Below are 12,760 nucleotides of genomic sequence, written 5' to 3'. Positions count from 1 at the left end.
CGCCTCACACCTCCGGGATCTCGAACGTGCTGGTGCGCCGCATGCCGGCGGCGCGGCCCTTGCCGGAGACGACCAGGGCCATCTTGCGGCTGGCCTCGTCGATCATCTCGTCGCCGAGCATCGCCGAGCCCTTCTTGCCGCCCGCCTCTGACGTGTAGTACTCGTACGCGTCCAGGATCAGCTCGGCATGGTCGTAGTCCTCCTGGGACGGCGAGAAGATCTCGTTGGACGCCTCGACCTGACCCGGGTGGAGCACCCACTTGCCGTCGAAGCCGAGGGCGGCGGCGCGCCGCGCGACCTCGCGGTAGCCCTCGACGTTGCGGATCTGGAGGTAGGGGCCGTCGATCGCCTGGAGGTTGTTGGCGCGGGCGGCCATCAGGATCTTCATCAGGATGTAGTGGTAGGCGTCCGCCGGATAGCCGGGCGGCTGCTCGCCCACGACCAGCGACTTCATGTTGATCGAGGCCATGAAGTCGGCCGGGCCGAAGATGATCGTCTCGACGCGCGGGGAGGCCTGCGCGATCTCGTTGACGTTGTTCAGGCCCTGCGCGTTCTCGATCTGCGCCTCGATGCCGATCCGGCCGACCTCGAAGCCCATCGTCTTCTCGATCTGGGTCAGCAGCAGGTCCAGCGCCACGATCTGCCGGGCGTCCTGGACCTTCGGCAGCATGATGCAGTCCAGGTTCTGGCCGGCGCCCTCGACGACGGTGACGACATCGCGGTACGTCCACTCCGTCGTCCAGTCGTTGACCCGCACCACCCGCGTCTTGCCCGTCCAGTCGCCCTCGTTGAGGAACTTCACGATGGTGTGCCGCGCCTCGGGCTTGGCCAGCGGCGCGCAGGCGTCCTCCAGGTCGAGGAAGACCTGGTCCGCCGGGAGCCCCTGCGCCTTCTCCAGGAAGCGGGGATTGCTTCCCGGCACGGCCAGGCAGGAACGCCGTGGACGAAGACGGTTGACGGTCATGCGGGAACCTCCAGGGGGTCGAGCTTGTTCGCTTTGCGGATCTCGTCGACGATACGGCCGATGATCCCGGTGATGTCGAAGTCCTTCGGTGTGAAGACCGCGGCCACTCCGGCGGCCCTGAGCTGCTCGGCGTCACCGTTCGGGATGATCCCGCCGGCGATCACCGGGATGTCGGCGGCGCCCGCCTCGCGCAGCCGCTCCAGCACGTCCGGCACCAGTTGGGCGTGCGAGCCGGACAGGATCGACAGGCCCACCGCGTGGACGTCCTCGGCGAGGGCCGCGTCCACGATCTGCTCGGGCGTCAGCCGGATGCCCTGGTAGACCACCTCGAAGCCCGCGTCACGCGCGCGTACGGCGATCTGCTCCGCTCCGTTGGAGTGGCCGTCCAGGCCCGGCTTGCCGACCAGGAAGCGGAGCTTGCCGGTGCCGAGGTCGCGGGCGGTCTCGTCGACCCGGCGCCGGACCCGCGCCATCGCGGTGCCCTCCTCGGCGCTCACCGCGACGGGCGCGGAGGACACACCGGTCGGTGCGCGGAACTCGCCGAACACCTCGCGCAGGGCCCCGGCCCACTCGCCGGTCGTGACGCCGGCGCGGGCGCACTCCAGGGTGGCCTCCATGAGGTTGCCGGTGCCCTTGGCGGCCTCCTTCAGCCGATCCAGCGCCTTGCACGGGCGCGGGTGGTTGAAGGGCGGCTGGTACCGCGTGTCGCGCCAGGTGCCGAGCGCTTCGACGACCCGCGCCTCGACGGCCGGGTCGACCGTGTGGATGGCGGTGTCCAGGTCGGCGGTCAGCGGGTTGGGCTCGGTCGTCTCGAAGGCGTTGACGCCGACGATCTTCTCCTGGCCGGACTCGATGCGCGCCCGCCGCTCCGCGTGCGAGGCGACGAGCTGCGACTTGAGATAGCCGGACTCGACGGCGGCCATGGCGCCGCCCATCTGCTGGATCCGGTCGATCTCGGCGAGCGACTCCTCGACGAGTTCGCTCACCTTGTCCTCGACCACCCTCGAGCCCTCGAAGATGTCCTCGTACTCCAGCAGGTCGCTCTCGTGGGCGAGCACCTGCTGGATGCGCAGCGACCACTGCTGGTCCCAGGGGCGCGGCAGGCCCAGCGCCTCGTTCCAGGCCGGGAGCTGGACGGCACGCGCGCGTGCGTCCTTGGACAGGGTCACGGCCAGCATCTCCAGCACGATCCGCTGGACGTTGTTCTCCGGCTGCGCCTCGGTCAGGCCCAGGGAGTTGACCTGGACCCCGTAGCGGAAGCGGCGCTGTTTGGGGTTCTCGATGCCGTACCGCTCGCGCGTGATCCGGTCCCAGATCCGCCCGAACGCCCGCATCTTGCACATCTCCTCGATGAAGCGGACACCCGCGTTCACGAAGAAGGAGATACGGGCCACGACGTCCCCGAACTTCTCCTCGGGAACCTGCCCCGAGTCGCGTACGGCATCGAGAACCGCGGTCGCGGTGGACATCGCGTAGGCGATCTCCTGGACCGGTGTGGCGCCCGCCTCCTGCAGGTGGTAGCTGCAGATGTTGATCGGGTTCCACTTCGGTATGTGGGAGACCGTGTACGCGATCATGTCCGTCGTCAGCCGGAGTGAGGGCCCCGGCGGGAACACGTGTGTCCCCCGCGACAGGTATTCCTTGACGATGTCGTTCTGGGTCGTGCCCTGGAGCCGGGTGATGTCCGCGCCCTGCTCCTCCGCGACGACCTGGTAGAGCGCCAGCAGCCACATGGCCGTGGCGTTGATGGTCATCGAGGTGTTCATCTGCTCCAGCGGGATGTCCTGGAACAGCCGGCGCATGTCGCCGACGTGCCCGATCGGCACACCGACCCGGCCCACCTCGCCGCGGGCGAGGATGTGGTCGGAGTCGTAGCCGGTCTGCGTCGGCAGGTCGAACGCCACCGACAGACCCGTCTGGCCCTTGGCGAGGTTGCGCCGGTACAGCTCGTTGGACGCCTCGGCCGTGGAGTGACCGGCGTATGTGCGCATGAGCCACGGCCGGTCCTTCTGACGCTCAGTCATCTATGACCTCCGCCGTCCTCAGATGTTCCGGAAGCGGTTGATGGCGTCGACGTGCTCGGCGCGCATCTCCTCGTCGCGCACGCCGAGACCTTCCTCGGGGGCGAGGCACAGCACGCCGACCTTGCCCTGGTGGACGTTGCGGTGCACGTCGTGGGCGGCCTGCCCGGTGTCCTCCAGCGAGTAGACCCGCGACAGGGTGGGATGGATCTTGCCCTTCGCGATCAGCCGGTTGGCCTCCCAGGCCTCGCGGTAGTTGGCGAAGTGCGAGCCGATGATGCGCTTCAGGGACATCCACAGGTAGCGGTTGTCGTACTCGTGGTTGTAGCCCGAGGTCGAGGCGCAGGTGACGATGGTGCCGCCCTTGCGCGTGACGTAGACCGACGCGCCGAAGGTCTCGCGGCCGGGGTGCTCGAAGACGATGTCGACGTCCTCGCCGCCGGTCAGCTCGCGGATGCGCTTGCCGAAGCGCTTCCACTCCCTGGGGTCCTGGTTGTGCTCGTCCTTCCAGAACTTGTAGCCCTCGGCGTTGCGGTCGATGATCGCCTCGGCGCCCATGGCCCGGCAGATGTCCGCCTTCTGGTCGCTGGAGACGACACAGATCGGGGTGGCGCCGCCCGCGAGCGCGAACTGGGTGGCGTACGAGCCGAGCCCGCCGCTCGCGCCCCAGATCAGGACGTTGTCGCCCTGCTTCATGCCGGCGCCGTTGCGGGAGACGAGCTGCCGGTAGGCGGTCGAGTTGACCAGGCCCGGGGCTGCGGCCTCCTCCCAGCTGAGGTGGCCCGGCTTGGGCATCAGCTGGTTGGACTTGACCAGGGCGATCTCCGCCAGGCCGCCGAAGTTCGTCTCGAAGCCCCAGATGCGCTGCTCGGGGTCGAGCATGGTGTCGTTGTGGCCGTCGCTGGACTCCAGCTCGACCGACAGGCAGTGGGCGACGACCTCGTCGCCGGGCCGCCAGGCGTTGACGCCCGGCCCGGTGCGCAGGACCACGCCCGCGAGGTCGGAGCCGATGATGTGGTACGGCAGGTCGTGGCGCCTGGTCAGCTCCGAGAGCCGGCCGTAGCGCTCCAGGAACCCGAAGGTCGACAGCGGCTCGAAGATCGAGGTCCACACGGAGTTGTAGTTGACCGAGGAGGCCATGACGGCCACCAGGGCCTCGCCCGGGCCGAGCTCGGGCAGCGGCACCTCGTCCAGGTGCAGTGACTTGCGCGGGTCCTTTTCGCGGGTCTGCATGCCCGCGAACATCTCCGTCTCGTCCTTGTGCACGGTGATCGCACGGTACGACTCGGGGAGGGGCAGCGCGGCGAAGTCGGCCGGTGTCGATTCCGGCGACTGGATCGCGTCCAGGATGTCCTTCACGGTCACGGTTTTGCCTCCGGCGGTGAGCGCCCTGAGGGAGGGGCGCTGAGGGTTACGTCGGTGCTGCAGAGGTCGTGAGGGGGTGCCGTCGGTTCGGCGGATGGTGCTCTGTTCGGCAGCGCTTTGTGGCGCGGGAGGTTGCCTGTGACGCAGGCGTCCGGGCGCGCTCGCCGGGGATCCCCCCGGTCCTTTCGGGCGCCGGGGGAGGCTTGCGGGGACAGCCGGCGTACGAAAGGTCGCTGCACGCCGGCCGCCCGGACAACATCAACGTATGGCACGCCGTGTCACCTGGCAAGGCACTCGGTGCCAGAACTTTCCCTCAGATGAAATCTTTACGTCACAAATGAGCGATGATCGATCGTACGGGCCGTGAGCAACGGGCGAAACAGGCCTCTGACATGCCAGAACGGCCACCCCGAGGGGTGGCCGTTCTCACGTCAGGACCGGGCCGGGCCGGTGGGTCCGCAGGGCTCAGCGGTCCTTGAGCGCCTCCTCGATGGTCCGCATGACCTCGTCCAGCGGGGCGTCGGTGCGGGCGACCGTCACCAGGACCTCGCCGTTCGTCGAGAACGCCGCGGGGGCCGGCTTCGGCGCGGCGGACCGGCCCACCCCGATCCCCGCCCCGAACGTCTTGCGCACGATGGCGAAGGCGTGGTCGAGCTGCGCCTCCACGTCCCCCTGGCCGCCCGCCCGCAGCCAGCGCCGCAGGACGTGGTTGTGGGCGGTGACCACGGCGGACGCGGCCACCTCGGCCAGCAGCGGATCGTCATTGGCGTCGTCGTCGTGCGCGTGCTCGTCGAAGTGGCCGAGCAGATAGCGCGTGAACAGGCGCTCGTAGCGGGCCACCGACGCGATCTCCGCCTCGCGCAGGGTGGGCACCTCGCGCGTGAGCTTGTAGCGGGCGACCGAGATCTCCGGCCGGGCCGCGTACATCTTCATGACCTCCTTGATCCCGCGGCACACCGTGTCGAGCGGGTGCTCGTGCGCGGGTGCCGCGTTCAGCACGGCCTCCGCCCGGATCAGGGTGTCGTCGTGATCGGGGAAGATCGCCTCTTCCTTGGAGCGGAAGTGGCGGAAGAAGGTGCGGCGGGCGACCCCGGCCGCGGCCGCGATCTCGTCGACGGTGGTTGCCTCGTACCCCTTGGTCGCGAACAACTCCATTGCGGCGGCCGCCAGTTCCCGGCGCATTTTCAGCCGTTGGGCGGCGGCGCGACTGCCCGCGGCACTTTCCGGCGCGTCGGACGTGGCTGGTGTACGAGCGGACTTGGCGGGCTGGGACATGACCCGAACGTACTGCATCTTCTCAGGTCGGTGCGCCGCGCCGGGGTCTCCCCCGCCCTGGCCGGGCGGGGGAGAACCGGCCGGGTCCAGCAGCCCGCCCCACTCGGCGCCGGCCCCGAACCAGTCGCCTGGCCGGCCCTCAGCGCCGGGCATACTCGCGGAAGCCGCGGCCCGTCTTGCGGCCGAGGCAGCCCGCGGCCACCAGGTGCTCCAGCAGCGGGGCCGGAGCGAGGCCCGGGTCACGGAACTCTCGGTGCAGGACCTTCTCGATGGCCAGCGACACATCCAGGCCGACCACGTCCAGCAGCTCGAAGGGGCCCATCGGATAGCCGCCGCCGAGCTTCATCGCCGCGTCGATGTCGTCGAGCGACGCGTAGTGGTCCTGCACCATCTTGATCGCGTTGTTCAGGTACGGGAACAGCAACGCGTTGACGATGAATCCGGCCCGGTCGCCGCAGTCGACGGCGTGCTTCCTGATCGTGCCGCACACCTCGTGCACGGTCGCGTGGACGTCGTCCGAGGTCAGCACCGTACGTACCACCTCGACCAGCTTCATCGCCGGCGCCGGGTTGAAGAAGTGCATGCCGATGACGTCCTGCGGACGCGAGGTGGCACGGGCGCAGGCGACGACCGGCAGCGACGAGGTGGTGGTCGCGAGGACGGCGCCGGGCTTGCAGACCTTGTCCAGCGTCGCGAACAGCTGCCGCTTGACGTCCAGGTCCTCGGCGACCGCCTCGACGGCCAGGTCGACCTCCGCGAACGCGTCGTAGGAGCCTGCCGCGGTGATCCGGTCCAGCGCCTGCGCCGCCGCCTCCGCGGTCAGCCGGCCCTTGTCGACGGAGCGCGCGAGCGACTTGCCGATCCGCGCCTTGGCGGCCTCCGCCTTCTCCGCGCTGCGGGCGGCGAGGACCACGTCGTGGCCCGCCTTGGCGAAGACCTCGGCGATGCCGGACGCCATCGTGCCGGATCCCGCGACACCGACCGAGCGCACCGTACGGCCCGGCGTCCGCGGGGCGTCGGTCAGCGGCGTCAGCGCGTCCCGCACGACGGTGGCGCCGCCGGGGGCGTCGTAGGTGTAGAAGCCGCGGCCCGACTTGCGGCCGGTCAGCCCGGCCTCGCTGAGCTGCTTCAGGATCGGCGCCGGGGCGTGCAGCCGGTCGCGGGACTCCGCGTACATGGCCTCCAGGACCGTGCGCGCCGTGTCGACGCCGATGAGGTCCAGCAGCGCCAGCGGCCCCATGGGCAGCCCGCAGCCCAGCCGCATCGCGGCGTCGATGTCCTCACGGGAGGCGTACCGCGCCTCGTACATCGCGGCGGCCTGGTTCAGGTAGCCGAACAGCAGCCCGTCGGCGACGAATCCGGGCCGGTCGCCGACGGCGACGGGATCCTTGCCGAGGTCGATGGCGAGGTTGGTGACCGCGCTGACCGCGGCGGGCGCGGTCAGCACCGAGGAGACGACCTCGACCAGCCGCATCGCCGGGGCCGGGTTGAAGAAGTGCAGTCCGAGCACGCGCTCGGGGCGCGCCGAGTCGGCCGCCAGGCGCGTGACGGACAGCGCGTTGGTGCCGGTCGCCAGGATCGCGTCGGGGCGCACGATCCCGTCCAGCTCGCGGAAGATCTGCTGCTTGATCTCGTAGGACTCCGGCGCCACCTCGATGACCAGGTCGGCGTCGGCCGCCGCCCGCAGGTCGGTGCAGGTGCGGATGCGGGCGAGGGTGTCCGCGCGCTCCTGCTCGGTGAGCCGGCCCCGTTCCACGGCGCGGGCGGTCGAGGTCTCCAGGCCGGCGACGCAGCGCGCGGCCTGGGCCTCGCTGACGTCGATGCCGACGACCTCGCGCCCGGCCCTGGCCAGGACCTCGGCGATACCGGTGCCCATGGTGCCGAGGCCGACCACGGCGACGGTCCGGAGCGGGGACAGAGGGGTGTCGGACAGGGGAGTGGCCATCGCGGGACTCCAGGAATTGAGGGTGACGACTGGGAACGCCACCGGGTGCGCCGTCGGGCGCAGCGGTCGCGTGTGGAATGCGGGTGGTGCCGGTGTTGCCGGGCTTCAGGCGCACACGCCCGGTGCCGTCGCCGCGGACGTGCACACGTCCGGGGAACGGTGATGCCGACCGGCCCTGTCCCGTGGCCGAGTCGTACTGAGGTACACGAGGTACCGAACCGACTTCCCCCACCGTCCTCGTCGAGGGGTGGGTAGCTCCCGCGGCGGCTGCGTCACCAGGCCGTCGCGGGCGGGGCGCGAGTGGGTAACTCGCTCGTCTGAGCTTAACTCGTGGGTAACGAGCGCGCCAGCCCCCGGTCATGGTGATCCGGGTCCCTCGCGCCGAGATCGTTTGTACCCTCGGCGTCATGGACGAAGAGTTGCGATCGCTCACGCTGCGTCTACGGCAGGAGTCCGGAGCCTCCACGGCGTACGAGCGTCTGGTGGTGACGGACGACCACGAGGAACTGGCCGGTGTGCTCACCGCGGTGGCACAGCCCTTGTGGGCGAGGGAACTGGCCGCGTTCCGGCTGGGGGTCGCGGGAGACGGGCGCGCCTTCGAGGCGCTCGTCCTGCTCCTCAACCACCGTGACCCGCCGCGCTGCGCCTCCGCCGCCCATGCCCTCGCACGCCTCGGCGACCCGCGCACCGCCCGCGCGGCGGCCGCTCTCGCCACCAACGAACTGCGCGTCGCCTACGCCCTGCACCCGGTCCGGCTGCTCGTCGAACTGCGCGCCCCCGAGTCGGTGCCCGCGCTGATCACCACCCTGGAACGGCGGCTGCGCCCGCACGACCCGTACCGCACGGTGGCGCTGGCCTGTGTGGAAGGGCTCGGCACGCTGGGCGACGCCCGGGCCGCGGACGTGCTGAACGAGGCCCTGGCGCACCCGGCGCTCGCCGGGTCGGCCGTGGCCGCGCTGGCCCGCATCCCCGGCCGGCGGCAGCCCTGAACCCCTATCCGGGGGAGCCCAACTCCTTCACGTACCGCACCTCCGGCACCTCGACCCCGGCCACCTCGAACGGCTCCGCCGCCCCGTCGGCGTGAAAACCGCCGCGCGCGTAGAACCGCCGTGCCGGCGCGTTCTCCTCCAGCACCCAGAGGAACACGCGCCGACGGCCGGCGGCCGTGCACCGCCGCACCGACTCGTCGAGCAGCGCCCGTCCGATGCCGCGGCCCTGGTGCCGGGGGTCCACGTACAGCGCGTACAACTCGGCGTCGTCCGTGCGGACCTCGCCGTCCCGGTACGGGCCGTGACAGGCCCAGCCGACTATCTCGTCGTCCCGGCCCGGATGCCCGGTGGGTGCGGGAGCGGCGCCCACCGCGACCAGGTTCTGAACGCTGGCGTCACCGGCGGCCAGGCGGGCGCGCAAACGCCCGGCGTTGTCAGCGGCGCTCATCCCGTCGAGGTACGACTGCGGCATGAGGCCCCGGTAGGCGCTCTGCCAGCCGGCGACCCGGATCCGCGCCACACGGTCGCAGTCGGCCGGCGTCATCTCCCTGACCCGGGCGCCGCTCACGCCTCCACCCCCGTGAACGCCACGCTCAGCGCGAGGAGTTCCGGGCGGACCACCGCGGCCACCGGCACGGCGGAGGCGGCCGGGCGGTGGCCGGCACTCGTCACGACGTACGAGCGCTGCGCGGCGGCGGGGGCGGGGATCCTCATCGGCATCCTGGTCGGCTCACTCATGCCTCCATGGTGGACCAAGGGTCCGACACCGCCCCGGCCGGCCGTGCGGGACGCTCAGCCGCGGAAGCCGAGCAGCCCGTGCAGTGTCGACGCGCGCGAGGTGACGGCCGCCCCGGCGGCCTTCGGGTCGGGTTCGGGCAGCGGCCCGCACACGGCGTCGGCCTCGCCGTCGCCGCGCGGCACCGTGCCGTCGGTCAGATAGGCCGTCAGATGCTTGTCCAGGCAGTCGTTCCCGCTCAGCGTGATGCCGTGGTTGCCGCCGCCCCGCTCGACCACGAGGCTGGAGCCGCGCAGCATCCGGTGGAGCCTGGTGGCGCCCTGGTACGGGGTGGCCGCGTCGTGGGTCGCCTGGAACAGCAGCACCGGCGGCAGTGCGTCGTTGGCGACGTCGACCGCGGGCGCCGGGCCGGTCGGCCAGAAGGCGCACGGCGCGTTGTACCAGGCGTTGTTCCAGGTCATGAACGGCGCCTTCGCGTGCACCGCCCAGTTGTCGTCGCGCCACTGCCGCCAGTCGCGCGGCCACCGGGCGTCCCGGCACTGCACCGCCGTGTAGACGCTGTAGCCGTTCTCGCCGGAGGCGTCCGGCGCGGCGAAGTTCTCGTACGCCTCGACCAGCGGCTCGGCGTCCTTGTCCCGGACGTAGGCGGCGAACGCCTCGGCGAGGTGGGGCCAGTAGCCGTGGTAGTAGCCGCCGGGCATGAAGGTGTCCTCCAGCTCGGCCGGGCCCACCGTGCCGCCCGCGGGCTTCCGGGCCAGCGCGGCCCGCATCGCGTACCAACGCGCCTCGACCTCGGCCGGATCGTCACCGAGCCGGTAGGCGGCGTCGTGGCGGGCGACCCACTTGACGAAAGCGCGGTGCCGGTCGTCGAAGGCCTGGTTCTGCGCGAGGTTGTTCTCGTACCAGACGCCGGTGGGGTCGACGACCGAGTCCAGCACCATGCGACGCACCCGCTCCGGATGGAGCTTGGCGTACACCGCGCCGAGGTAGGTCCCGTACGAGTACCCGAAGTAGTTGATCCGCTGCGCGCCCAGGGCCTGCCGGATCCGGTCGATGTCCCGCGCTGCGTCGGCCGTGTCGAGGAACGGCAGCACGCGCGCGTACTTCTTGGCGCAGGCGTCGGCGAAGGCCTTCGCGCGCGCCAGGCCCGCCTGCTCGACGGCGGGCGTGGCGGGCACCGATTCCGGGCGCACCGGGTCGGAGTGGCCGGGCCGGCAGTTCAGCGCCGGCTTGCTCGCGCCCACCCCGCGGGGGTCGAACCCGATGACGTCGTACTGGGCCGCCACCGACTTCGGCAGCGCGGACGCGACGAATCCGGCGAGGGTCAGGCCGCTGCCGCCGGGACCTCCGGGGTTGACCAGCAGCGGCCCCTGATACGTCGTCGCGGTGTGCGGTACGCGGGACAGCGCCAGCGTGATCTGCTCGCCGGTCGGCTTCGTGTGGTCGAGCGGCACCTCCAGGGAGGCGCACTGGAGCGTCGGGTGGTCGGAGGTGCCGCACTTCTTCCAGGCCGGTTCGGCGGTGCGGGCGGGTTCACCGGACCGCGGGGCGTCCGCCGCGGCGGGGACGGCGGCCAGCGTGCCGGCCACGACGAGCGCGGCGCCGCACAGCGCGGCTGCGCGTTTCCTCATGGGGTCCTCCCAGGACGGAGGGTCGCGGGCCGCGCGTCCCGCGGCCCTCGCCGCATCGTCCCGGAGCAGACACCCCGAAGATCATTTTCTGATCATATGTGACCCGATTGCGTCAGCGGATACGCCCGGATGCGCTCAGGCCGGTCCGGGCGCGGCCCTCAGATCAGCGAGAGCTGGGTCGGCTCGGACGGTTCCGCGGGCGCGGGCACGGGTTCGGGCTCCCGGATCCGGCGCGGCATGCCGGCGCGGGCCGGGCCGATGCCGTACTCCCGGGCCAGGTCGTGCACCTGACGGGTGATCCGGCGCTGGTACCACTTCGGGGCGTAGGCGCCGTCCGCGTACAGCCGCTCGTAGCGCCGCACCAGGTGCGGGTGATGCCGTTCGAGCCACGCCATGAACCACTCGCGCGCGCCGGGCCGCAGATGCAGCACCAGCGGGGTGACCGACGTGGCCCCCGCGGCGGCGATCTCCCGCACGGTGGCCCGCAGTTGGGCGGGCTGGTCGCTCAGGAACGGGATCACCGGCGCCATCAGCACCCCGCAGCCGATGCCGTGCTCGCCCAGGGTACGGACGACGTCCAGCCGGCGTTCGGGGGCCGGGGTGCCCGGTTCCACGGTGCGCCACAGCTCGGTGTCGGTGAATCCGACCGAGACGGAGATGCCGACGTCCGTGACGCGGGCGGCCTCGGTCAGCAGGTCCAGATCGCGCAGGATCAAGGTGCCCTTCGTCAGGATCGAGAAGGGGTTCGCGTGGTCGCGCAGGGCGGACAGGATGCCCGGCATCAGGCGGTAGCGGCCCTCGGCGCGCTGGTAGCAGTCGACGTTGGTGCCCATCGCGATGTGCTCGCCCTGCCAGCGGCGTGAGCCGAGCTGGCGGCGCAGCAGGTCGGGCGCGTTGACCTTCACCACGATCTGGGAGTCGAAGCCGAGCCCCGTGTCGAGGTCCAGGTAGCTGTGTGTCTTGCGGGCGAAGCAGTAGACGCACGCGTGCGTACAGCCTCGGTAGGGGTTCACCGTCCACTCGAAGGGCATGCGGGAGGCCCCCGGCACGCGGTTGATGATCGAACGGGCCCGGATCTCGTGGAAGGTGATCCCGCGGAACTCCGGCGTGTCGAAGGTCCGGGTGGTCACCGCGTCCGCGCCGAACAGCGCGGCATCGGTCCGGCCGCCGCCCGATTCCAGTGTGAGGTTCTCCCAGCGCATGACGCCTCCTCGGTAGCACTGGGCCCAGAATAGAACATCTGTTCCCATGATCGTGCGGGCGCCACTCCTGATCGCCTCACCGAACCCGATCGATCAGTTCCGAGCCTTCGATTTGGCTGCCGGGGACCGGGGTGATTGGCTGTGCCAAACCCGAGAACCCCAGGTGCTGGAGGAACGCAATGGCGCAGGTCGAGGCCACTACCGAGCGGGTCGTCGCGGCGGATCCCGAGACGGTGTTCGACACCCTGGCCGACTACACCGGCACGCGGGCGAAGCTGCTGCCCGAGCACTTCAGCGAGTACGAGGTCCGCGAGGGGGGCGACGGCGAGGGCACCCTCGTCCACTGGCGGCTCCAGGCGACCAGCAAGCGTGTGCGCGACTGCCTGCTGGAGGTCACCGAGCCGACCGACGGCGAGCTCGTGGAGAAGGACCGCAACTCGTCCATGGTCACCGTCTGGCGGGTCACCCCGGCCGGTGAGGGCAAGTCCCGGGTCGTCGTGACCAGCACCTGGACCGGCACCGGCGGCATCGGCGGCTTCTTCGAGCGGACCTTCGCCCCCAAGGGCCTCGGCCGCATCTACGACGCGGTGCTCGCCAGGCTCGCCGCCGAGGTCGAGAAGTAGTCCGCCGAG

The 12,760-nt window shown here is 71.2% G+C and carries 11 protein-coding genes; 2 read left to right on the top strand and 9 right to left on the bottom strand.

What is annotated here, in order from left to right; all coding sequences use genetic code 11:
* Positions 1-4 precede the first annotated feature (4 nt).
* From DN051_RS09620 to DN051_RS09600, 5 genes are all read right to left on the bottom strand, one after another.
* Positions 5-964, bottom strand: a complete 960-nt coding sequence (locus DN051_RS09620) for an HpcH/HpaI aldolase/citrate lyase family protein (RefSeq protein WP_053761171.1) — start codon at positions 962-964, stop codon at positions 5-7.
* Entirely contained in the window at positions 961-2,988 is a 2,028-nt protein-coding gene (locus DN051_RS09615; RefSeq protein ID WP_053761172.1) for a protein meaA, read from the bottom strand. The genes DN051_RS09620 and DN051_RS09615 overlap by 4 nt, the downstream gene beginning before the upstream one ends.
* An 18-nt stretch (positions 2,989-3,006) precedes the next feature.
* Positions 3,007-4,350: a crotonyl-CoA carboxylase/reductase gene (ccrA, locus tag DN051_RS09610; RefSeq protein ID WP_053761173.1), complete on the bottom strand. Its 1,344-nt coding sequence runs from the start codon at positions 4,348-4,350 to the stop codon at positions 3,007-3,009.
* Between the two features lie 465 nt (positions 4,351-4,815).
* Positions 4,816-5,625 (bottom strand): TetR family transcriptional regulator, encoded by an 810-nt coding sequence (locus DN051_RS09605; RefSeq protein WP_199314910.1) that lies wholly within the window; start codon positions 5,623-5,625, stop codon positions 4,816-4,818.
* 139 nt (positions 5,626-5,764) lie between these two features.
* Positions 5,765-7,570: a 3-hydroxyacyl-CoA dehydrogenase family protein gene (locus DN051_RS09600; RefSeq protein ID WP_112438508.1), complete on the bottom strand. Its 1,806-nt coding sequence runs from the start codon at positions 7,568-7,570 to the stop codon at positions 5,765-5,767.
* 407 nt (positions 7,571-7,977) lie between these two features.
* Between DN051_RS09600 and DN051_RS09595 the strand changes: the two genes are divergently transcribed.
* Positions 7,978-8,559, top strand: coding sequence for an adenylosuccinate lyase (locus tag DN051_RS09595; RefSeq protein ID WP_053761196.1), 582 nt, complete (start codon positions 7,978-7,980; stop codon positions 8,557-8,559).
* 4 nt (positions 8,560-8,563) lie between these two features.
* Here DN051_RS09595 and DN051_RS09590 read toward each other — a convergent pair whose 3' ends face one another.
* The 4 genes from DN051_RS09590 to DN051_RS09580 all read right to left on the bottom strand — a co-directional run bounded on the left by DN051_RS09590 (position 8,564) and on the right by DN051_RS09580 (position 12,128).
* Positions 8,564-9,103: a GNAT family N-acetyltransferase gene (locus DN051_RS09590; RefSeq protein ID WP_112442182.1), complete on the bottom strand. Its 540-nt coding sequence runs from the start codon at positions 9,101-9,103 to the stop codon at positions 8,564-8,566.
* Positions 9,104-9,123: 20 nt separating this feature from the next.
* The gene (locus tag DN051_RS45000) at positions 9,124-9,297 is read right to left on the bottom strand and encodes a hypothetical protein (RefSeq protein WP_162624899.1); all 174 of its coding nucleotides are present in this window, start codon (positions 9,295-9,297) and stop codon (positions 9,124-9,126) included.
* A gap of 54 nt (positions 9,298-9,351) precedes the next feature.
* Positions 9,352-10,926, bottom strand: a complete 1,575-nt coding sequence (locus DN051_RS09585) for an alpha/beta hydrolase (protein ID WP_112438507.1) — start codon at positions 10,924-10,926, stop codon at positions 9,352-9,354.
* Positions 10,927-11,084: 158 nt separating this feature from the next.
* Positions 11,085-12,128, bottom strand: coding sequence for an Rv2578c family radical SAM protein (locus DN051_RS09580; RefSeq protein ID WP_112438506.1), 1,044 nt, complete (start codon positions 12,126-12,128; stop codon positions 11,085-11,087).
* 179 nt (positions 12,129-12,307) lie between these two features.
* Between DN051_RS09580 and DN051_RS09575 the strand changes: the two genes are divergently transcribed.
* The gene (locus DN051_RS09575) at positions 12,308-12,751 is read left to right on the top strand and encodes an SRPBCC family protein (protein WP_053761179.1); all 444 of its coding nucleotides are present in this window, start codon (positions 12,308-12,310) and stop codon (positions 12,749-12,751) included.
* Positions 12,752-12,760 lie beyond the last annotated feature (9 nt).

It is taken from the genome of Streptomyces cadmiisoli, from assembly GCF_003261055.1.
In the GTDB taxonomy this organism is placed as follows: domain Bacteria; phylum Actinomycetota; class Actinomycetes; order Streptomycetales; family Streptomycetaceae; genus Streptomyces; species Streptomyces cadmiisoli.
Note: the sequence above shows the minus strand (reverse complement) of the source record. Positions and strands in the feature narration are given on the sequence as shown.